The organism is Pragia fontium (assembly GCF_900638655.1).
GTDB classification, from domain to species: domain Bacteria; phylum Pseudomonadota; class Gammaproteobacteria; order Enterobacterales; family Enterobacteriaceae; genus Pragia; species Pragia fontium.
The window spans coordinates 1,950,372-1,972,533 of record NZ_LR134531.1; the positions used below are offsets into that span (position 1 = coordinate 1,950,372).

At 43.7% G+C, this 22,162-nt stretch carries 23 protein-coding genes; 10 read left to right on the forward strand and 13 right to left on the reverse strand.

Annotated elements, in window-relative coordinates; all coding sequences use genetic code 11:
* Positions 1–154: 154 nt before the first annotated feature.
* Positions 155–1,522 (reverse strand): L-serine ammonia-lyase, encoded by a 1,368-nt coding sequence (locus EL341_RS08475; RefSeq protein WP_126467557.1) that lies wholly within the window; start codon positions 1,520–1,522, stop codon positions 155–157.
* Between the two features lie 286 nt (positions 1,523–1,808).
* On the reverse strand, positions 1,809–2,339 hold the full coding sequence (locus EL341_RS08480) for a CoA pyrophosphatase (protein ID WP_232036593.1): 531 nt from the start codon (positions 2,337–2,339) through the stop codon (positions 1,809–1,811).
* A 214-nt stretch (positions 2,340–2,553) separates the two neighbouring features.
* Between EL341_RS08480 and EL341_RS08485 the strand changes: the two genes are divergently transcribed.
* Positions 2,554–2,736 carry a YoaH family protein gene (locus tag EL341_RS08485; RefSeq protein WP_047780987.1) on the forward strand — a complete coding sequence of 61 codons (183 nt, stop codon included), beginning with the start codon at positions 2,554–2,556 and terminating at the stop codon, positions 2,734–2,736.
* A gap of 8 nt (positions 2,737–2,744) precedes the next feature.
* Here EL341_RS08485 and EL341_RS08490 read toward each other — a convergent pair whose 3' ends face one another.
* Positions 2,745–3,254 carry a M48 metallopeptidase family protein gene (locus tag EL341_RS08490; protein WP_114986608.1) on the reverse strand — a complete coding sequence of 170 codons (510 nt, stop codon included), beginning with the start codon at positions 3,252–3,254 and terminating at the stop codon, positions 2,745–2,747.
* A 464-nt stretch (positions 3,255–3,718) separates the two neighbouring features.
* Here EL341_RS08490 and cspE point away from each other — a divergent pair, with 464 nt between their 5' ends.
* Positions 3,719–3,928, forward strand: a complete 210-nt coding sequence (gene cspE / locus EL341_RS08495) for a transcription antiterminator/RNA stability regulator CspE (protein WP_047780989.1) — start codon at positions 3,719–3,721, stop codon at positions 3,926–3,928.
* Positions 3,929–4,205: 277 nt separating this feature from the next.
* Here the strand turns inward: cspE and EL341_RS08500 are convergent, their stop codons facing one another.
* Positions 4,206–4,457 carry an Arc family DNA-binding protein gene (locus EL341_RS08500; RefSeq protein ID WP_047780990.1) on the reverse strand — a complete coding sequence of 84 codons (252 nt, stop codon included), beginning with the start codon at positions 4,455–4,457 and terminating at the stop codon, positions 4,206–4,208.
* Between the two features lie 134 nt (positions 4,458–4,591).
* The gene (locus EL341_RS08505) at positions 4,592–6,535 is read right to left on the reverse strand and encodes an exoribonuclease II (RefSeq protein ID WP_126467559.1); all 1,944 of its coding nucleotides are present in this window, start codon (positions 6,533–6,535) and stop codon (positions 4,592–4,594) included.
* A 247-nt stretch (positions 6,536–6,782) separates the two neighbouring features.
* Between EL341_RS08505 and ppnP the strand changes: the two genes are divergently transcribed.
* Positions 6,783–7,067 (forward strand): pyrimidine/purine nucleoside phosphorylase, encoded by a 285-nt coding sequence (ppnP, locus tag EL341_RS08510; protein ID WP_047780992.1) that lies wholly within the window; start codon positions 6,783–6,785, stop codon positions 7,065–7,067.
* A gap of 67 nt (positions 7,068–7,134) precedes the next feature.
* Here the strand turns inward: ppnP and fabI are convergent, their stop codons facing one another.
* The 7 genes from fabI to pspF all read right to left on the reverse strand — a co-directional run bounded on the left by fabI (position 7,135) and on the right by pspF (position 14,619).
* Positions 7,135–7,923, reverse strand: a complete 789-nt coding sequence (gene fabI, locus EL341_RS08515; RefSeq protein ID WP_047780993.1) for an enoyl-ACP reductase FabI — start codon at positions 7,921–7,923, stop codon at positions 7,135–7,137.
* A 191-nt stretch (positions 7,924–8,114) separates the two neighbouring features.
* Positions 8,115–8,930: a putrescine export ABC transporter ATP-binding protein SapF gene (sapF, locus tag EL341_RS08520; protein ID WP_126467561.1), complete on the reverse strand. Its 816-nt coding sequence runs from the start codon at positions 8,928–8,930 to the stop codon at positions 8,115–8,117.
* A complete protein-coding gene (sapD, locus tag EL341_RS08525) occupies positions 8,927–9,922 on the reverse strand; it encodes a putrescine export ABC transporter ATP-binding protein SapD (RefSeq protein ID WP_074822890.1) in 996 nt (331 codons plus the stop codon). The genes sapF and sapD overlap by 4 nt, the downstream gene beginning before the upstream one ends.
* Entirely contained in the window at positions 9,922–10,812 is an 891-nt protein-coding gene (gene sapC, locus EL341_RS08530) for a putrescine export ABC transporter permease SapC (RefSeq protein WP_047780996.1), read from the reverse strand. The genes sapD and sapC overlap by 1 nt, the downstream gene beginning before the upstream one ends.
* On the reverse strand, positions 10,799–11,764 hold the full coding sequence (gene sapB / locus EL341_RS08535; protein WP_047780997.1) for a putrescine export ABC transporter permease SapB: 966 nt from the start codon (positions 11,762–11,764) through the stop codon (positions 10,799–10,801). The genes sapC and sapB overlap by 14 nt, the downstream gene beginning before the upstream one ends.
* On the reverse strand, positions 11,761–13,455 hold the full coding sequence (sapA, locus tag EL341_RS08540; RefSeq protein ID WP_074823142.1) for an ABC transporter substrate-binding protein SapA: 1,695 nt from the start codon (positions 13,453–13,455) through the stop codon (positions 11,761–11,763). Before sapA ends, sapB begins: the two co-directional genes overlap by 4 nt.
* A gap of 138 nt (positions 13,456–13,593) precedes the next feature.
* The gene (gene pspF / locus EL341_RS08545; protein WP_373876056.1) at positions 13,594–14,619 is read right to left on the reverse strand and encodes a phage shock protein operon transcriptional activator; all 1,026 of its coding nucleotides are present in this window, start codon (positions 14,617–14,619) and stop codon (positions 13,594–13,596) included.
* Positions 14,620–14,799: 180 nt separating this feature from the next.
* Between pspF and pspA the strand changes: the two genes are divergently transcribed.
* The 6 genes from pspA to EL341_RS08575 all read left to right on the forward strand — a co-directional run bounded on the left by pspA (position 14,800) and on the right by EL341_RS08575 (position 18,943).
* A complete protein-coding gene (gene pspA / locus EL341_RS08550; protein ID WP_047780998.1) occupies positions 14,800–15,471 on the forward strand; it encodes a phage shock protein PspA in 672 nt (223 codons plus the stop codon).
* 89 nt (positions 15,472–15,560) lie between these two features.
* Positions 15,561–15,797, forward strand: coding sequence for an envelope stress response membrane protein PspB (gene pspB / locus EL341_RS08555; protein ID WP_047780999.1), 237 nt, complete (start codon positions 15,561–15,563; stop codon positions 15,795–15,797).
* Positions 15,794–16,138 carry an envelope stress response membrane protein PspC gene (pspC, locus tag EL341_RS08560; RefSeq protein WP_047781000.1) on the forward strand — a complete coding sequence of 115 codons (345 nt, stop codon included), beginning with the start codon at positions 15,794–15,796 and terminating at the stop codon, positions 16,136–16,138. The genes pspB and pspC overlap by 4 nt, the downstream gene beginning before the upstream one ends.
* 141 nt (positions 16,139–16,279) lie before the next feature.
* Positions 16,280–16,510 (forward strand): hypothetical protein, encoded by a 231-nt coding sequence (locus EL341_RS08565; RefSeq protein WP_047781001.1) that lies wholly within the window; start codon positions 16,280–16,282, stop codon positions 16,508–16,510.
* Positions 16,491–17,888 carry a YcjX family GTP-binding protein gene (locus EL341_RS08570; RefSeq protein WP_074822885.1) on the forward strand — a complete coding sequence of 466 codons (1,398 nt, stop codon included), beginning with the start codon at positions 16,491–16,493 and terminating at the stop codon, positions 17,886–17,888. The genes EL341_RS08565 and EL341_RS08570 overlap by 20 nt, the downstream gene beginning before the upstream one ends.
* The gene (locus EL341_RS08575) at positions 17,885–18,943 is read left to right on the forward strand and encodes a YcjF family protein (RefSeq protein WP_047781003.1); all 1,059 of its coding nucleotides are present in this window, start codon (positions 17,885–17,887) and stop codon (positions 18,941–18,943) included. Before EL341_RS08570 ends, EL341_RS08575 begins: the two co-directional genes overlap by 4 nt.
* 66 nt (positions 18,944–19,009) lie before the next feature.
* Here the strand turns inward: EL341_RS08575 and EL341_RS08580 are convergent, their stop codons facing one another.
* Complete coding sequence (locus EL341_RS08580; RefSeq protein ID WP_074822883.1) at positions 19,010–20,278, reverse strand: O-acetylhomoserine aminocarboxypropyltransferase/cysteine synthase family protein; 1,269 nt, start codon at positions 20,276–20,278, stop codon at positions 19,010–19,012.
* A 294-nt stretch (positions 20,279–20,572) separates the two neighbouring features.
* On the opposite strand from EL341_RS08580, the gene tyrR reads away from it, so the two are divergent.
* Positions 20,573–22,162 carry a transcriptional regulator TyrR gene (tyrR, locus tag EL341_RS08585; protein WP_074822881.1) on the forward strand — a complete coding sequence of 530 codons (1,590 nt, stop codon included), beginning with the start codon at positions 20,573–20,575 and terminating at the stop codon, positions 22,160–22,162.

The following is a 22,162-nucleotide window of genomic DNA, read 5'->3' on the forward strand; positions in this document are numbered from 1 at the left end:
GACTATTAACCTAATGATTTATCAGGCACTGTCAATGGATAAAGGGGATTTAATCGGTAAAACAGAGGATGATATGGATAAGTGGATAACAAAACCGGTAAATGAAGCAGAATATAAACTCCCTCCCCGTGATAGAGAGGGAGTAATTTAGGCATTAATCGCAGTGAACAACCTTGATGGCCAAGCCTCCACGAGAAGTTTCTCGATATTTTGAGTTCATATCTTTACCCGTTTCGTACATGGTCTCGATGACTTTATCCAATGAAACCCGTGGCTCACTGGTACGACGTAGAGCCATACGAGAGGAGTTAATAGCCTTAACGGAAGCAATCGCATTACGTTCAATACAAGGAACTTGTACCTGACCAGCAACCGGATCGCAGGTTAAGCCTAGGTTATGCTCCATACCAATCTCTGCCGCATCACAAACCTGTTGTGGACTACCGCCCAATAACTCAGTTAAGCCAGCAGCAGCCATAGAGCAAGCAACGCCAACTTCACCTTGACAACCCACTTCAGCACCAGAGATAGAGGCGTTCATCTTATAAAGCGTTCCGATAGCGCCTGAAGCCAGGAAATAGCGGATATATGCTTCCGGACTAACCGGTTGAATAAACTGATCATAGTAGGCCAGCACCGCAGGGATAATACCGCAGGCACCGTTAGTTGGTGCTGTAACTACACGGCCTCCGGCGGCATTTTCTTCATTGACGGCCAGAGCAAACATATTCACCCAATCAATAATGTGCATCGGATCGTTAGATAGCTTATCTGAAGATACCAACATACGGCGTAGCGGGGCGGCACGGCGTGGAACCTGCAATGGGCCGGGTAATACACCTTCAGTATTCATACCGCGATCGATACAGTCACGCATGGTTTGCCAAACGGCAGAGAAGTAATTTTCGATCTCTTTTTGGTTGTGCATGGCTAACTCGTTTTGCATCACCAAACCGGATATTGATAAACCATGGTGCTTACACAGCTCTAACAACGCTGTTGCTGATTTGAATGGATAGGGGACAGCAACCTCATTTGTCGATGCTTTGCCAAAATTTTCTTCATCAACGATAAAACCACCGCCAATCGAGTAATAGGTTTTGCTATAAATTACTTTATCGGCAGCAAAAGCGGTAATTTTCATACCATTTTCATGCAGTGACAGGTTGTCACTGTGGAAAACCATGCCACCATTGCGCGGGAAATCAACTTCGTGTTTTCCATTAACCAACGGCAAACGCTGAGTTTCTTCTACACTACGGATGAATGCAGGAATTGTATCGATATCGACAGTGGCGGGTAAGTTACCGGCTAATCCCATAATAATAGCGATATCTGTATGGTGGCCTTTGCCCGTTAAAGACAGTGAACCATAAACATCTACAGCAATACGATCAACGGAAGAGAGTAACTCGTTATGACAGAGATCATCGACAAACTCTTTGCCCGCTTTCATCGGACCGACGGTATGTGAACTGGATGGACCAATACCAATTTTGAACATGTCGAAAACGCTAATCACATGAAACTCCTCAATAGAATTAAATTTGCATCATTTCTGGCTTAAAAGATGAAGGCTCAGTGTGTTCGATAGCCTGACATTTTTTAGTCAATTGGCCTGCTTGATTTTACTTGAGCAAGATATCATCTTGGCCGATGGGGCAATTATAGTCTTTTTGTGCAGTGATAAGCTATGAATATGGTGTATTAGAATGTGTGATCTTTGATGAAGATCGTGAATTTTAAAGAGGCAAAAAAATTATTAAGATAAAACAGCCAGTTAATTTATATCGCTATATTTTAAAAGGTTATAGAAATCCGTGAACCTGAGTAGCCAGACGTTGAAGAATTGAGGCGGTGAGTCCCCAGATAAAGTTATCTGCATAATAGATAAAATAGATGCGTAATGGTTTATTACGGCGAATAATCTCTATTGAATGATAGTTATCTTTGTTGAGGACGTAACCAAGAGGAACTTCAAACAGTGTTTCAACTTCATTTTTATTCTGTTTAAACTGCAATCCATCAGGTAGCAAACCCACGATAGGCGTCACCTGAAATCCACTAATGCTATCCAATGGCGGAAGTTGGCCAATAATATCAACACGGTCTGGATTTAGACCAACTTCTTCATAGGCTTCTCTTAAAGCCGTTATATTGAGAGAACTATCGGTTTCATCCGCGGCTCCACCAGGAAAAGCAACTTGACCTGGATGCTTACGCAACTGAGATGAGCGACGCGTCAACAATAGCGACGGCTCATTACCGCAGATGACAGGAATCAAAACAGCCGCTTGTCTTTGATGTTGAGTCGCTGATGCCAATGGTGGCAATTGCATTTGAAATCGTTGGACAAATCGGTTAATAACATCGTTCATTGTTAGGTCAGTCAATAAGAGTTAGATTATCTGGCTAGTATAAGTATGCTACAGGTGAGATAATACAACGGTATTATTTTTGCGCTATGATTATTTAATCAATATGGGTGTGATTCAGCATTGTTTATTGACTCATGTCTGGTATGTTCCATTACCTTAAAAAAGTGAAATTTATATGACAATCGGATCGCCGGCACTTCGACACGAAGAGCAGCAAGATGCTGTAGAACGTATTCAACAATTGATGGCGGAAGGGATGAGCAGCGGAGAGGCTATCGCGTTAGTCGCTAAAGAAATTCGAGCTAACCATCAAGGTGAGCGTTCTGTTGTCTCATTTGATGATGAAGAAGAAGAATAACTTATCGACTAATTAGTATATAGCTGACCAAATTTATCCAGATAAGTCAGGTACAGGCGAGTATCAAACTCTAACTGATGGTAGTCAGGTTCCATATGACAACATAGGTTATAGAAATTCTTATTATGTTCCCTCTCTTTTAAATGTGCGAGTTCATGCACTACAATCATTTTTAATAGCGCTTCAGGGGATGATTTGAAAATGTTAGATATTCGAATTTCTGCTTTTGCCTTTAATTTATTCCCCTGAAGGCGAGATATTGCGGTATTCATTCCAAGAGCATGGTTAATGACATGAATTTTATTGTCATAGCAAACTTTGTTTACCAATTGAGCATTCTTCATATACTCGTTTTTTATTATTATCACATACTGATATAACATTTTATCCGTGACATAACCGTGAGGGGCTGGATAACGGGAGAGTAGAACATTCCCTAATGTCTTCTGCTCTATCAGCTTCATCACTTGTTGTTGAAGGTTTTCAGGGTATCCGGAAAGGTAAGGTAGTGTATTCACGTCGTTTTACTTAGAAAAATGAGTTTATATTATAAACAGATTATTCATTCTATCATCTAATAACATTTATTGCATAATGGACTGGCTAGATAAGCTTAGCTAATGGAATTAATGTCTCATTATGGTGGGTAATAAAATAGAATGTGATTATTTTATTTGCTTAACCGTTTCGATAAAGCGGCTGAACATTAAATAATGTGCACTTGATCTAACTTTTTATTGTGTTGCTGAAAACACCTTGCCTAAATTTATTGAATATGCGGTAATGACTTTGGTCGGTGAAATAGAGTTACTTCAGGTATGTCATTTTGAATATTCGTTTTGAATTTAGAGTTCCCCCAGTGAGTTATTATCCTCGGATTAACTTATTTTCGGTTCTTCTCTTAGTGTCTACCATGCTAGTAACCACAGATGCTGATCTTCCGTGCCTTTTGGCAGGTTAAACATCAATAGGAATTTTTGTAATGTCTAAGAAAACTGGTCACGTTAAGTGGTTCAACGAAAGTAAAGGTTTTGGCTTCATCACTCCAACTGATGGCAGTAAGGACGTTTTCGTTCACTTCTCTGCAATCGTTAATGATGGATTCAAAACTCTGGCAGAAGGCCAGCACGTTGAATTTTCTATTCAAGACAGCCCACGTGGCCCGTCTGCGGCGGACGTTGTTGCTCTGTAATCAGCAATAATCGATGTTGCTAAAAACCCGCATATTGCGGGTTTTTTTTATTATATTGCAACTTAATCAGCCTGACGTTTATTGAATTTTGCAGTAATTATCTATTTGTGAGGACTATTTCATTTCTTTAGATACCGGCTTATCAACTCAATGCACTATTCAAGAACAATTCCTATCGAAATAAGTGATGGTTATATTCTGCTCAAAAAGTGCATTGATAAATAGCAATGACGTTTATACGCCATAACCCGATACCAAGATAATATTCTTCTTAGTATTAAAGATTTTTTTTCTTCAGCTCTTTAACGGCCTTTTTTAATACTTTTTTGATTTTTGTTACTTCAGTAATGGGGAGCTCAATATTACCGGATAGAGGAGAAACTTTAGCTACGGGTGTAGCCTGGGCAAAGCTTTCTTCCAGCCGTTTAATAATTTCCGCATTCATTGAATGATTGTTGTGTTCAGCTTGAACTTTGAGTTTTGCTTTTAAGGCGGCGGGAATACGTACGCTCAGTGAAGTAATCGACATAATAATGTTCCTGTGGTCGTATGAAGTATTAGGGCTGAGTAATGTTATAACCTCTTTAATGGAATGGATAAAGAATAATCAGTCATGCGTTCTGAAATGATAGCAACAGAACGCATGATAAGACGGACTAATTGTCAGGCCAAGGACGGGACAGGCCGAGCAATAATGCTGCGTGTTTCAATACGAACTTCGGCAAGAACCACTTCCAGCGTATCGCCCTGACGATAAATAACCTCACCTTTAAGCTGAATAGTACCTGTTTCAGCACTGCATACCAACTCATCACGTACCGCATGAATAAATGGTGCAGGGATAAAAGCCACGGCGCCATTTTCTAACAGCTTAATACGCATACCACCGCGTGAGATATCCAAAATTTCAGCCAAATAACGCTGATCGGTACCGGCTTTATCCTGTAAGAATCGTGCATACAGCCAATCACTCACATCACGTTCAGCCATACGGTTAAAACGCCGGCGCTCGGTTAAAGGTTGCATCACGCCTTCATCCGGCATCGTTGATGGGGCACCATGGATAAGCGCTTTAAGTAAACGATGATTGATAATATCGCCGTATTTGCGGATTGGTGAAGTCCAGGTCGCATAAGCATCAAGACCCAAACCAAAATGAGGTCCTGGCGTTGTGCTGATTTCTGCATAGGTCTGATATTTTCGTACCCGACTATCCAGATAAGAGGTTGGCTGAGTGTCTAGGAAACGACGCAACTTACAGAAACCATCAAGGGTCAGAATCTCTTCTTTGTTGAACTCAGCGCCATTAAGTTGCAATACGTTAATGGCTTGTTCTACTAGTGTAGGATCAAAACCAGCATGGACGTTAAAAATGCCATAGCCTAAACGTTCTTTTAGCACCCGAGCAGCGCAAATATTGGCAACGATCATCGCTTCTTCAACGATACGATTAGCAATACGGCGGTGTTCGGTAATAATATCCAGCACTTCACCTTTTTCACCCAGAACAAAGCGATAATCCGGGCGTTCTTTAAACATCAAGGCATGCTCAGTACGCCATGCGATACGGTGTAATGCCATTTGATGTAATAGTTGAATCTGCTGTTTGGTTTGTTCGTTTTCCGGCTGCCATGTTCCGCTTTCCTCTAGCCAGTCAGATAACTTGTCATAATCCAATTTACCTTTCGACATAACCCATGCGCTGAAGAACTCTATTTCACCACAGATAGCACCGTCAGCGGCTAAAACAACTTCACAGACTAAGGCCGGACGACGCTCATTAGGCAGTAGGGAACAGAGATTATCTGATAACTCCCTTGGCAGCATGGGTACGTTAAAGCCGGGTAGGTAATTGGTAAATGCACGTTTTAATGCAATAACATCAAGCTCGCTACCAGGAGTAATATAAGCCGTTGGATCGGCTATCGCGATGAACAGTTTTAATTTATCGTTATCTAATTGTTCAGCGAATAGCGCATCATCCATATCTTCTGTTGATTCGCTATCAATAGTAATAAAGTTGAAAGCAGTTAAATCACGTCGTGTAATGCCCTCATCCTGTATTTCACTTGGTTGCCATTCGGGCGCTTTACGATCTAACTGATGACGTGACAATGTCACCCACCAAGGAGCCAGATGGTCATCACTAAAAGTAATATACTCAGTAACTAAGGCATTAAAACCACGATCGCCGGTTAGAGGATGGCTGCTCATTTCGGCGACTACCCAATCTCCTTGGTTAAGAGGCTGAGTGAGATGTTTGGCCGGTTTACAGGGAATAACATCTTTTATCAAAGGATGATCGGGAACGATAAATAAACGTCCGTTCTTTTGTTGAACCCGGCCAATAAAGCGAGTGAGAAAAGGCTCAATCAGCTCTTCAGGTTCCACTAATTCACGATCCTTTTCAGTATGAATGCTAGCGGAGATACGGTCACCATGCATGACCTTCTTCATTTGTGGCGGTGGGATGAAGTAGCTTTTCTGGCTATCAACCTCAAGAAAGCCAAACCCTTTCTCTGTACCTTTGACTGTGCCCTCAACCCGGGGAGTATTCGCGTGAAGTTGCTGTTTAAGCTGCGCTAGCAGCGGGTTATTTTGAAACATATATCTCGGAATGCTATGAGTGAATAAGTCATTTTATAATGGGTTGTTTTACACAAAAGGTTAGTGAGGAGCAAGGCTTATCCTGTTGTTTACCACAATTAATTGGTATGTCATGATGGTCATGAAGGTGTAAATAACAAATGATTATCAGCTTTAGCTCACAAACTTGGGTTTTCCTTGTGACAATAATACACTGATATTTCTAATATAAAGGTTCTATTTTATCACTCATATCAGGTGCCAAATTATGCTTAATGTAAATGAATACTTTGCAGGTAAAGTGAAATCTATTGGCTTCGAAAATGGAAGTATCGGTCTTTCCAGCATTGGGGTTATGGAGGCGGGAGAGTACAATTTTAGTACGGCGCAACCTGAAGAGATGACCGTGATTACCGGGTCTTTAAACGTATTATTACCGGGCTCAACAGAATGGACCATTTTTACGGCAGGTGAATCATTCCATGTTCCGGCCAAAAGTGAGTTTAACGTGCAGGTTTGTGAATGTACGGCGTATCTGTGCCGTTATTTGTAGTTTAGGAGGGTCTTGAGAAAAGCCCAGGCTTACGTGAATACCGATCGTAAGCCTGAGTTCAACAAACTTATTTCAGTTCAAGCTCGTTCATTGCGGCAATACTGAAACCACCATCAACGTGCAGAACTTCACCGCTAACGCCGGCAGCCAGATTTGAACACAGGAAGGCAGCAGAGTTACCGACATCTTCGATAGTCACGGTACGACGGATTGGCGTAACGGCTTCACAATGTGACAACATCTTTTTGAAGTCTTTGATGCCGGAAGCAGCTAATGTGCGGATAGGGCCGGCAGAAATGGCGTTAACACGAACACCTTCTGGTCCCATTGCATTTGCCATATAGCGTACGTTAGCTTCCAGAGAAGCTTTGGCTAATCCCATAACGTTATAGTTAGGAATAGCGCGCTCGGCACCTAAATAAGACAATGTCAGTAATGCTGAGTCAGGATTCAACATGCTACGACACGCTTTGGCCAAAGCAACAAAGCTGTAAGAGCTGATATCGTGAGCAATTTTAAAACCGTCACGGGTTACCGCATTAACGTAGTCACCGTCTAATTGATCGCCTGGCGCAAAACCAATTGAGTGAACCAGACCATCAAACTTAGGCCACACTTTGGCTAATTCAACGAATAGCTCAGTGATGCTTTCATCTTCAGCAACATCACAAGGTAATACGATATTGCTGCCTAATTCCGCGGCAAACTCTTCCACGCGGGATTTCAGTCTGTCGTTCTGATAAGTTAAAGCCAGCTCAGCCCCTTCGCGTTTCATTGCTTGCGCGATACCAAAGGCAATAGAACGGTTACTAGCAACGCCAGTAACCAGAATACGCTTACCGGTCAGAAAACCCATAGCTATAATCCTTGTAGTCAATTTGTGGTCGTCGGAACCAATCCGGAACGGCCATTGTTAAAAAAACGGAGCAATTCTAACATGCAATAAGCAAAGTTAGTGCACCTTTGTCATACTGCTCCGATCAGTGTTATTAAATAGGCAAATAATAAAATGATTTGCCGGTATTTTATTGGTTATATTTCATACCGCTAAATTTCAGAAATATCTTTCCGCCAATGATCCGCCGTTAGCGTTTCCGTAAAGTGGCTGTTAATCATTCGTCGAGTAATCTCATGTAGGGGAGAGGCAATAACTTCAGCGGTATTGCCTCGCTCAACCACTTCGCCATTTTGCATGACTAATAGCTGATCGCTAATGTGTTTCACCATGCCTAAATGCTGGCTCACATAAATATAGGATATGCCGTGTTTTTCCTGTAACTCCATCATCAAATTGATTAATTGAGAACGTAGCGACATATCCAATGAAGCCAAGGCCTCATCAGCGATAATAATTTTAGGTTGAAGTATCAACGCCCTGGCTAACGCTACACGTTGCTTTTGTCCAGAGGCCAGCATTTGTGGATAGTAATAAGCATGATCGGGTAGTAAACCAACCTGACGTAACGTCAAATTAATCTGTTTTTCTCGTTCGGAAGCTTCAAGGTCAGTATTAAGCCTCAGAGGAATATCCAGCAATTGGCCAATGCGCTGTCGGGGATTAAATGAAGTATTAGGATCTTGGAAAATCATCCGGATATGTTGGCTACGATAACCATAATCACCAAACTCCAGCTTATGGTCATCAATAATCATCTCTCCGGACGTTGGTTTAATCATACCGGAAATCATTTTGGCCAGCGTTGATTTACCTGAACCATTTTCACCGATGATGGCTAGCGTCTGCTTTTCCCTTAGTATGAAGCTAACGGGTTTTACGGCTTCCAGCTCATGAGGACGGAACAGCCCCGTCCTAAAATGAAAGGTTTTTGATAAATTACGTACTTCAAGTAAGGTGTTCATCAGGATGGCTCCTCCAGATTAAGAGGAAAATGGCAGGCAAACTTATGGCCTTTAATATCCCTGAGACGAGGCGTTTCTATGCATTTTTTCTGAGCATAGGGACATCGTGGACCTAAACGACAGCCAATTGGTAAATGTTCAAGGGACGGGATAACGCCTGACAGAGTATTTAATCGACTTTTATGGGGTAGTGCTCGACCAAAGTCGGGCATTGCACGAATTAAGGCCTGCGTATAAGGATGATGAGGGGCCGTCAGTAATTCATCACATAACGCACTTTCTACCGTTTGACCACAGTACATCACATTAATGCGGGTAGCCCATTTACTCATCATCTGTAAATCGTGGCTAATCAGCAAAATAGTCGTATTGTTATTTTGGTTCATCCGCGCCAGCAGGCGAAATATTTGCGCCTGAGTCGTTGCCTCCATGGCATTAGTTGGTTCATCGGCGATCAATAACCTAGGCTGATTAGCAAGGGCAATGGCAATCATTACCTTTTGACATTCACCTTCAGTTATTTCATAAGGGTAGCTACGCATAATATCTTTATGGTCTTTAATTCCCACGCGATGTAGTAGCTCAATAACCCGATGTTTACGCCAGTTAAAACGCTGCCACCAACGTCCTTTATAAGTCCAACCGGGAATGACCTGTATCAGTTGACGACCAATTTTTTCAGAAGGATCCAAACAAGATTGAGGCTCCTGAAAAATCATCGAAACATTATGACCGACGAGCTTTCTACGTTCGCGGGGTGTGAGTTTCAGTAAATCAATGTCGTCAAAACGGAAACGATCGGCAGTGATGCGCCAGTTGTCTTTACTGATGCCACAAATCGCTTTGGCGATTAAACTTTTTCCAGAACCTGATTCACCCACTAAACCACGAATTTCGCCTTCAGTCAGGGTTAAACTAACGCGATCAACCGCTTTAACCGGGCCTTCAGGGGTCATAAACTCAATGGTAAGGTTACGAATATCTAATAAAGGCATTATTCATCACCCGTAGAAATAGCGCGGTAAAGCCCGTCACCCAGGATATTAACCAGCAGAACGCAAATCATAATTGATGCGCCGGGTAGCATTACGCTCCACGGTGCGACGTAGATCAGCTCAAGGGAATCACCTAACATCGCTCCCCATTCAGGAGAGGGAAGTTGAGCCCCCAGATTAAGAAATCCCAGAGCAGCAATATCCATAATGGCCATAGAGAGTGAACGAGTGAATTCGGTGACTAACACCGGTGCGATATTCGGCAACAGGCCATTCCATAAGATATATGCTGTTGATGCACCATCCAGACGGGCTGCAATGACATATTCCTTTTCAAGCTCATCATGAACGGTTCGATATATGGTATGAACTATACGTGGTAACAGTGCCAGCCATATGGCAAACATCGCATGTTCTAAACGCGGGCCAATAAATGCCACCACAATAATTGCCAATAATAGGGATGGAATTGCCAGCAAAGCATCCAGAATATGGTTAAGTATTGCAGAGCGTAAGCCACGAGATACGCCCGCCAGAACGCCCAAAATAGTACCGCATATCGCCGCTGCCAACGTGACGAGTAAGGCGGAGCCAAACGTAGGAGCCGCACCATTTAATAAACGGCTGAGGATGTCACGTCCGAGATCGTCAGTGCCTAAAAAGAAGGAGACATCCCCATGACGAGACCAAGATGGGGGCAGTAACTGATAACCAAGGAATTGTTGGTCGAGTTGGTAGGGCGCAATCAAATGACCAAATAAACACAGGACAATGAGTAGCAATACGCCATACAGCCCAACCATGGCTAAAATATCCCGATGAATATTCTGCCAGATATGGCTCAAAGCACTGGGCATTTTCTTTTCGCGGTATACGTTATCTGAAAGCATACCACTCCTTATTTTTAAATGGATTAGTCATGGCACTGAAAATATCGGCAATCAGGTTTACAACAATTGTCAGGCTACCCATTACCATAATCCCCGCAGAGATAACGGCAAAATCCTGCTGACGAATAGCAATAATCAGCCAACGACCAAGGCCCGGCCAGTTAAACACGGATTCAGTAATCATTGCCAATGCCAACATGGTGGAGAACTGTAAAGTCAGTTGGGGAATGACGATGGGGAGGATGTTGTGCAATACGTGACGACGAATAATGATAAGTCGTGATAAACCACGGGTCGCGGCCGCTTTAATAAAATTTTGGCCAATAATCTGAATCACGCTTTGACGTGTCAGGCGAATCACTTCTGTCGTTGGTGCAACGGCCAGCGTAATGACCGGTAAAATTAAGTGCTGCACCACGCTTATCATGATTTGTTCACGATAAGGGGAATCAGATAACCATGCATCAATAAGTGCTACGCCAGTGACTGGTTGAATCTGATAGAGAAGATCGTAGCGTCCTGATACTGGTAATAACTCAAGGTTTAGAGAGAAAAATAACATCAATAACAGCGCTAGCCAGAAAATCGGAATAGAAAAACCTAATAGGGAAACCGAAGTTATAATACGATCCGGCCATTTACTTTTGGTCATGGCGGCGGCAATACCGAGAGGCGTCCCCAACCCTAACGCGATAATAAATGCAAAAAAACAGAGTTCAAGCGTAGCTGGAAAAACAATTTTTAGTTGCTCACCGATATCCTGCCCGTTAATAACCGATGTGCCAAATTCACCGTGAAGTAAATCTGATATATAAAAGCTATAAGCTTCAAATAAACCGGCACCGCTTAGTGGTGCGTTAGAGGGATAATAAGAAATGCTGAAGCTCACAACGGTTAAAATCAGCAGCGTAACGAGCGATAGCAGTAATCGTCTGAGAAGATAGATAATCATTTGCGATTACTCTCTGGTTTTTCACGGTAAACATCCGCAAAGGAAATATTACCTAACGGACTCAATACCAACCCCTTAATATCATAGCGGTAAGCCTGTATACGAAGGGAAGAGGCCAACGGTAAAACAGGAATTTCCTGCGCCAGAATTTTTTGTGCCTGCTGGTAAGTTTCTATCCTTACGGCAAGATCTTGTGAAGTAACGCCTTCAGTTAAGAGACGATCGAATTCTGGATTACACCACCGGGCATAGTTAGTTTGTGAATCAATACCGGCGCAGCTGAGCAGCGGTCGGAAAAAACTATCTGGATCGTTACTGTCCGTTGCCCATCCGGTTAACGTCAGATCATGTTCATCATCGCTCAGATGCATTTCCTGAAAACGCCCCTCAACGGGTACAATCGTGACTTTAATATTGATACGCGCTAAGTCGGCTTGGATCAATTCGGCCATTTTCATCGGACTCGGATTATAAGCTTGAGATGCCGTTGGTACCCATAGATGTAACCGAAGGTCAGTAACATTGGCTTCTTGTAAGAGCTGTTTCGCTTTTTCGATATCATATTCAGTAATCGTCGATTCATTGTCATAAGCCCACGATGTTCTGGGGAGAATAGATGACGCAGTTTCTGCGGTACCGTAATAGATCGATTGCATGAGTCGGGGATTATTGATGGCCAACGCAATGGCATGACGAACACGAACATCATTCAACGGTGGTTTACTGGTGTTAAATGCTAAATAGGCCACATTCATACCGCTGCGTAACGAGATACGCAAACGTGGATCGTCACGTAAAATAGAAAGCTGGCTCGCGGCCGGATAGGCTAAAACATCACATTCACCGGTCAACAGTTTGGATAAACGACCTGTTCCCCCAGCGCCCAGATCAATCACCACCTGCTGCATCTTAGGTGACCCACGCCAGTAGCTTTCATTACGGTATAAACGGATAAACTGTCCCGGATGATATTCATTTAACAAAAAAGGGCCAGAGCCGACTGGTTGGCGATCGATGTTCTCTTGGATACCATTCCGGGTTAAATTTTGAGCGTATTCAGCTGACAGTACTGGGGCATAATGTGTGGCTAAGTGCCATAAAAAAGAAGCATCTGGCTTATAAAGTTGGATCTCTACGGTGTAATCGTTAATTTTACGAATACTTTTTACCGCATCTGAAAATTGCATACTATCAAAATAGGGGTAACGGCCACCGTTAACGGCATGATAGGGCGCTTCTTGATTAAAAATACGACTGAAGCTGAAAACCACATCATCAGCATTCAGGTTTCGCGTTGGCGTAAACCAGGCGGTGGTTTGAAAAGGCACATCTTTACGTAAATAGAAACGATAGGTTGCTCCATCATTCAGTGTTTCCCAGCGCTCCGCCAATTCGGGAATTAAACGATAGGTATAAGGATCAACATCTAATAGCCGGTCATACAGCTGAGCGGAAATGGTATCTACCAGTACGCCACCGTTAGCAATTTGTGGGTTAAAGCTATCAACAACACCGTTAACGCAGTACACAAAGCCACTTTGATTGATATTCGTCAGTGGTGTTGCCGTTATCGGAACAGCGGATGTCGTCTCGACAGGAGACGCCGGAGCCGTTTGCGTTTTAGCCGATGGCGCACATACTGGCATCATTAAACCAGCACATATCAACGCCCATATTTTTAAACCACGCATACGCATATATAAAGAGTTCTTTTTTATTCTATTCAAGTTGGCGATTATACAGGAGTATAGCCATCATCCCAATCCTTAGCATGGCTTAAGCGAAGCAGAGAATATAAATTGTGCGAAAGATGTCGAAATACTGTTCAGCTATGTCAGTTTATTCATCTCTGATTTGCGTAACATCCCTCTTAGTTGGTGATAACTTAACCCAAGTAGTTTAGCCGCCTGACGTTGGTTATATTGTGATTGCTCCAGTGCTTTGACGATCATTAACTGCTCTTGCTCTGATAACCATTGCTTTAAATCCATCGGAAAAGCCGGTAAATCAACGTGATGTTTGGCTTCTGGTATTGGCGATGGGTCATATTGACTATGAGTAGATGAAGGGCGGACAAAAGGATCGATAATAATATTATCCAGCGGAGCCTCATTTTCCCCATGGCGATAGACTGAACGTTCAACCACGTTTTTCAGCTCACGAATATTACCTGGCCAGTCATAGTTCATCAGCACGTCAATGGCCTGAACGGTAAATCCAGGGAAGAATGGCAACTCTAATTCACTGCACATTTGAATGGCAAAATTGTTTGCCAGTAACATAATATCCTGTCGCCGTTCACGCAACGGCGGTAAATTAATAACATCAAATGCCAGTCGATCCAGCAGGTCTGCGCGGAACTTTCCCGCTTTGGCCATCGCCGGTAAGTTTTCATTGGTCGCGCACACCAGACGCACATTCACCTTTAACGGTTGAGTTCCGCCGACCCGTTCTAATTGACCGTATTCAATGACCCGTAGTAATTTTTCCTGAACCAACATGGGGGCGTTAGCTAACTCATCGAGAAACAATGTACCGCCGTCAGCACGTTCAAAACGCCCCAAATGTCTTTTTTGTGCACCGGTAAAGGCTCCCGCTTCATGACCAAAGAGTTCTGAATCTAGCAAGGTATCACTCAGCGCAGCACAGTTAAGAGAAATAAACGGCCCTTGCCATCGTTTGGATAAATAGTGAAGGCGATGAGCAATCAGCTCTTTACCGGTGCCTCGTTCGCCAATAATCAGTACAGGCTTGGTTAAAGGTGCAACTTGAGAAGCCTGCTCCAGCACTTCAATAAAGCTATTAGCTTCACCTAAGATGTTATCAATGCCATCATTCATGGTTAATTTCGCCATTAGTTGGTTTTTTTCATCAAACCATTTTTTACACTCAAATAGCAAGTAAATTTAATTTCATTTAAAATCATGCGGTTAATAAAATTAAAAAGTTGGCACGCTTCTTGATATATCTATAGTAATTCATCTGACTGGCAATCAACGCCAATAAATTGATTCACAACTGTAGAGGACATCACCATGGGTATTTTTTCTCGTTTCGCCGATATCGTAAACGCTAACATCAGTAGCTTATTAGAGAAGGCAGAAGATCCACAAAAAATGGTTCGCCTGATGATTCAGGAAATGGAAGATACATTAGTTGAAATTCGCTCCACCTCAGCTCGCGCTTTGGCAGAGAAAAAGCAGTTAGCTCGTCGTATAGAGCAGGGCGAAACTCAACAAACTGAGTGGCAAGATAAAGCTGAATTGGCTTTACGTAAAGATAAAGAAGATCTGGCCCGCGCTGCTTTAATCGAAAAGCAAAAGATGGCCGATTTGGTCGCTATACTTCAGTCAGAGCTGGTTGTAGTTAATGAAACCCTAGACCGTATGCGCAATGAAGTGAGCGAGCTGGAAGCAAAATTAAGCGAAACTCGCGCTCGCCAACAGGCATTAACATTACGTCATCAGGCCGCCAGTTCTTCCCGTGACGTTCGTCGTCAACTGGACAGCGGTAAACTTGATGCAGCGATGGCGCGTTTTGAGCAATTTGAACGTCGTATCGACCATATGGAAGCCGAAGGTCAGAGCGTGGCTTTTGGTAAAGAGAAGAGTTTAGAGCAGCAATTAACTGAACTGAAAGTTAACGAACAAATTGACAATGAACTGGCTGCATTAAAAGCTAAAATGAACTTGAACAAAGATGCCTGATAGATAGTAACAGGCTGATAACGTCGCTTACTCAATAACAGTATGCACGAGTGAGCGACAGACTAACCTTTACAATATAAGGAATATCAATGAGTTGGCTATTAGGTTTTCTTGCCATACCGCTGACGTTATTTATCTTGTTCATTGTCCCAATTTGGCTCTGGATGCATTATCGCAATAAACAGAACAATAGTGGCCAGTTAAATCAACAAGATATACAACGGTTAGCAAAACTGAGTGATGATGCTCAGAAAATGAGAGAACGTATTCAGACTCTGGAAGCCATTTTAGATGAAGATCATCCAAACTGGAGGCAACGCCGATGAACAATAAACTGTATCGTATTCCTGATGAAGGCATGATTAGTGGAGTATGTGCGGGGATCGCACGTTATCTGGGGATCCCGGTATTAATGGTGCGTATTCTGGCAATATTAGCGCTGTTTTTCGGCTTTTTCTTCATTACCGTGGTGGTCTATTTCACGATGGTATTTTTTCTGGAGAGTGCGCCAGCTGAAGAAGCTTCATTACACAGTCGTATACCTGCCCGTCAGCGTATAAAGCAAGTGGAACAAGATCTATTGGCGAGTGAACAGCGTTTACGTGATTTAGAACGTTATCTGACCTCAGAAACCTTTCAGGTAGAAAGCCGATTTCGCCGTTTATAATTAGGCTTTCCGACAGCGCACTTCATGTTATGTGGAGTTCCTTCTAAAGGAAGGAGCTCACATCAACGTGAGATAGTCGCTTCAGGCAACCGATATCCCTCCTTTAGAAACCCTCACAATATTCAGAACTCGGGAGCAATAATGCAAAAGCCAGGCAAAATCCGCTTACTTATTCAGCCTCTTATCGCGCTATTATTATTTCTGGGGAGATCGTATGCGCCGGTGTTAGTGCTATCATTCTTGTTGAAAAGCAAGTTATGGCGGCCGGTACGTTTTCTGCTGGTCTTATTTGGTGAGCCATTGTTACGAAAACTATTTGGTTCCGTTGCTTACCGCTTTGTTAAGGTTCCGAATGAAACGACTGCAAAATGAAATTAATTCACTGGTTAACCGCGGGCTGGATCGTCATTTAAGATTGGCGGTGACCGGCTTAAGCCGCAGTGGAAAAACGGCATTTATCACCGCTTTTGTTAACCAACTGCTTAATGTCAATAATGGCGCAAGACTGCCGTTATTCTCAGCCGTACGGGAAGATCGTCTGTTGGGGGTAAAGCGTATTCCCCAAAAAGATTTCGCGATTCCACGTTTCACTTATGATGAAGGATTAGCTTCGTTATATGGTACGCCGCCGAGTTGGCCAACGCCGACCCGAGGCGTCAGTGAAATTCAGTTAGCGCTACGCTTTCGTTCCAATGACTCTCTGTTACGTCACTTTACCACCCACTCATCTTTGTATCTGGAAATCGTTGATTATCCGGGGGAGTGGTTGCTGGACCTACCGATGCTGGAACAAAGCTATCTGGAATGGTCACATCAAATGAACGGCATACGGCAGGGAGAAAGAGCTGAATGGGCTAAGCCTTGGCTAGCGCTGTGTGCTAAATGCGATCCTCTGGGTCCAGTTGATGAAAATTTGCTGGCGGATATCGCTCAGGAATACGCTAACTATCTATTGCGTTGTAAGCAAGAAGGTCTGCACTTTATTCAACCGGGGCGGTTTGTTTTACCCGGGGAGTTAGCCGGTGCGCCAGTTCTGCAATTTTTCCCATGGCCGGATATCAGTGTGCAAAATGAGTCTCGATTGGCTCAGGCGAATAAGCGTACCAACTGGGGAATGCTGAAAGCTCGCTACGAATATTATTGTCAACATGTGGTCAAGGGATTCTATAAAGATCACTTTATGAAATTCGATCGTCAGATCGTGCTGGTGGATTGTCTACAGCCGTTGAACAACGGACCACAAGCATTTAACGATATGCGGTTGGCACTGACTCAATTAATGCAAAGCTTTCACTATGGTCAACGCTCAATTTTAAGACGGCTATTTTCTCCCTGCATTGATAAATTGATGTTTGCTGCCAGTAAAGCCGACCATATTACTCCCGATCAGCATGCAAATTTGGTTTCTCTGCTGCAACAGCTGGTACAGGAGGCGTGGCAAAATGCTGCATTTGAAGGAATCAGTATGGATTGCGTTGGCCTGGCCTCGGTGCAGGCTACTGATAGTGGCATGATAGAACATCAGGGCACTCGTTTACCGGCGTTGAAAGGGTATCGTTTGGATGATGGGCAGCCGTTAACCGTTTATCCGGGTGAAGTCCCTGCACGTTTACCTGAGCCTGCTTTCTGGCAACAGCAGGGATTCCATTTCGATCAGTTCCGGCCAAAACCCATGAGCGTCGATACGCCGCTGCCCCATATTCGTCTGGATGCCGTGATGGAGTTTTTGTTAGGAGATAAACTTCGATGAATCAACCATTAAAAGGGCGAGTTACGTTTGAAGAACCGTTAATACAGGAACAAGAACCGGTATTACGTAGCAATTTGCAATTCAATCAAGAAGAGTCTGAACACTTTTATCCTTCGGCGCCCGAGCTTGAAGAAGAACAGGAAGAAGGTCAGGCAGAAGGCATTATTATTAGCGCTCTGAAACCAAAAAGAAGCCTGTGGCGCAAGATGGTGACATTTGGTCTAGGGTTGTTTGGCGTAAGCGTTGTGGCTCAAGGCGTTTATCGAATCGCTGAGGCGATTCAACAACAAGAATGGATTACGCTCGGCGCTTACAGTGCCGGTGCGATTATTGTGGTTGCCGGAATTGGCTCGGTGGCGACGGAGTGGCGCAGATTGTATCACCTGCGAGAGCGGGCCGAGGAAAGGGATATTGCCCGCGAGTTATTACACAGCCATGCTTTGGGGAAAGGGCGTGAATTCTGTGAAAAGCTGGCGGAACAGGCGGGTATTGATAAAAGTCACCCGGCTCTGCAGCGCTGGCAGGCTTCGCTACATGAAACCCAAAACGATCGAGAGGTTGTTTCCCTGTACGCCAAACTGGTGCAACCGGTGTTAGACCAACAGGCTCGTCGTGAAATCAGCGGTTCAGCGGCTGAATCAGCACTGATGATAGCGGTTAGTCCATTGGCTATTGTGGATATGGCGTTTATTGCCTGGCGAAATCTGCGCCTGATTAACCGAATTGCCAATATATATGGCATCCAGCTAGGCTATTTTAGCAGGATACGGCTGTTTAAACTGGTAATGCTAAATATTGCGTTTGCCGGGGCTTCAGAATTAATTCGTGAAGTAGGCATGGACTGGATTTCTCAGGATATCACCGCTCGTTTATCCACTCGTGCGGCTCAGGGGATTGGTGCCGGTTTACTTACCGCCAGACTGGGTATTAAAGCGATGGAATTATGTCGACCGTTACCATGGATGGAGAATGATAAACCACGTTTAGGTGACTTCCGTACCCAGCTCATTAGTCAGTTAAAGAATAAACTGCCGAAAGGGGGACGTACCGAATAGGTAACCCCCAAATAACAAAGCGGCCAGATAAACGCTTGGCCGCTTTGTTCAGTTATGGGCTCTCGATTAATCAGCCAATGCCTGTTCCAAGTCGGCCAGAATATCCTCAATCGCTTCAATACCAATAGATAAGCGAATCATTTCTGGTTTAACACCGGCTTTTGCCTGCTCTTCTTCAGACATTTGACGATGGGTGGTTGATGCCGGATGGCAAGCGAGTGATTTAGCATCACCGATATTCACCAATCGTTTAAATATCTGTAAGGCATCATAAAATTGAACGCCAGCCTGATAACCACCTTTTAATCCAAAAGAGAGAATCGCCGAAGGCGTACCCTGCATATATTTTTGCGCCAGCGCATAATGAGGATGTTCTGGCAGACCTGCATAGCTAACCCAAGCGACCTTATCGTGTTGCTTCAGATAATTAGCTACCTTACGCGCATTTTCAACGTGACGTTCCATACGCAGAGATAGGGTTTCTAATCCCTGTATCAGCAGGAAAGCATTCATTGGAGAAAGGGCCGCGCCACAGTTACGTAAGGGAACGGTACGTGCACGGGCAACAAAAGCAGCAGCGCCGAAAGATTCGGTATATATCACACCATGGTAGGCAGGCTCAGGTGAGCTGAACATGGGGAAGCGTTCTTTGTGCTCAGTCCACGGAAACTTACCTGAATCAACGATAACACCGCCCAATGAGTTACCATGCCCACCGACATATTTGGTAATCGAATGGACAACAATGTCCGCGCCAAACTGAATAGGCTTACACAGAACTGGAGAAGCGACGGTGTTATCAACAATAAGGGGAACACCACGGGCATGAGCAACCTCAGCAAGCCCTTCAATATCGACAATGTTTCCCGCTGGATTACCAATACTTTCACAATAAACCGCTTTAGTATTTTCATCGATAAGTTCCGCAATGGCTTGAGGAGAATCATCACGAGCAAACTTCACATTGATACCAAAGCCGGGAAGCATATGGGCAAATAGCGTATAGGTGCCGCCATACAATTGGGGAGTACTAACAATGTTATCACCGACTTGAGCCAGCGTCTGAATAGCATAACTAATGGCTGCACTGCCCGCTGAAACCACCAGTCCCGCAACACCACCTTCAAGGGCGGCCATGCGTTTTTCCAAAATATCGTTAGTTGGGTTCATTATTCGAGTATAGATATTGCCCGGAACCGCCAGATTAAACAGATCGGCACCATGTTGTGCATTATCAAACTCGTAAGCAACGGTTTGATAGATGGGAACAGCGACAGATTTCGTGGTTGGATCGCACTGGAATCCATGGTGTAGGGCAAGAGTTGCGTCTTTCATTCCATTTCTCTGTTATTTTGTTTTTAAAGGAAGATTACTTAATCACTGTTTATGATGAAAGGGAACCATAAAAACCAATTTTTGCCGTAAACAATCGTTTACCATCAAACTTAGCCCGCGTTATGCTTTGCTCCTCATCATGCCATTGTCAAAGGCGTCAATTCTCAGGCGTCGCCCACGAGTTTCTGTTAAATCTGTCAACTTTTTGTGACACTCCACTTCATATGCAACCGCTCTGCGGGTATGATAATGGTAATAGTTGTCTACAGCGCTCGTTAAACAAGGCTATCTACAATGCGTCTTGAAGTTCTTTGTGAAGACCGGTTGGGGCTAACCCGCGAATTACTTGATTTACTGGTTGCTCGCAATCTCGATCTCCGCGGCATTGAAATTGATGTCAGCGGAAAAATATACCTTAACTTTTCATCCATTGATTTTGATGTGTTTAGCGCATTGATGGTGAATATCCGACGCATTACCGGCGTGACCGATGTTCGTACCGTTTCTTATATGCCATCAGAGCAACGTCTACGCGCATTACGAGCCTTGCTTGAATCTTTACCTGAACCAGTACTTTCTATCGACTTAAAAGGCAAGGTCGATTTGGCAAACCATGCGGCACTCATGCTGTTTGGGCTCTCTGAAGAAAAGATTCTGACTCAAACTGCCTCCAGCCTGCTCAGCGGCTATAATTTCTTGCGTCATCTTGAAGGGGATAACATCACAGCTCATTCTGAACGTGCCATTGTACGCGGTCAGGACTATTTGATGGATATGATGCCAATTTATCAAAGTGATGAAGATAAGCAGCCAAAAGAGATCACTGGTGCCGTTATTGTGCTTAAGTCAGCGGCCAGAATGGGACATCAACTGCAGAATAAGAATATTGCTGATAACAACGCTTTTAGCCATATTGTTGCCATAAGTAGCAAAATGAAGCAGCTCATCGAACAAGCGAATAAGCTGGCGATGTTAGATGTACCATTATTGATTCAGGGTGATACCGGCACCGGTAAAGATGTACTGGCTCATGCTTGTCACATGCGTAGCGCTCGCCGGGAACAGCCTTTTTTGGCCATAAACTGTGCTTCAATGCCGGACGATGTGGTTGAAAGTGAATTATATGGCTACGGTGGCAGCACTTATCCTGCGGTAGTGGAAAGTAAAAAAGGATTTTTTGAACAGGCTAATGGCGGTTCGGTGCTGCTGGATAATATCAGTGAAATGTCACCAACAATGCAAACCAAGCTGCTGCGCTTCCTTAATGATGGTACTTTCCGTCGAGTAGGGGAAGATAAAGAAGTCTACGTTGATGTTCGCGTCATTTGCGCTACACAAAAGAATCTGTTCAATTTAGTTAATCAGGGACTATTCCGGGAAGATCTTTATTATCGTCTTAATGTACTCACGTTAACCATTCCTCCATTGCGTGAAAGAGTATCGGATATTATGCCGTTGACCGAACAGTTTATTACCCTGTTTGCCGATCAACAGGGCGTTCCGCGACCAAAACTTTCTGGCGATATTATTCCACTATTAACGCAGTATGGTTGGCCTGGAAATGTGCGTCAGTTGAAGAATGTACTTTATCGTAGCTTCACACAACTGGAAGGAAATGAGCTACAGGCGAAAGATATTGTCTTGCCTGAAGTAGCAACGGAGATGATGCTAAATAATGACCTGATGGACGGTACCTTAGATGAAATCTGCAAACGATTTGAGTGTTCGATATTAACTCAATTATATGGCAGTTATCCGAGTACTCGAAAGCTGGCGAAAAGACTTGGCGTCTCTCATACGGCAATTGCCAATAAACTAAGAGAGTATGGTTTAAGTCATCCACCTAAATCTGCTGAGAATATTGAAACCGTCGAAAACGACTAG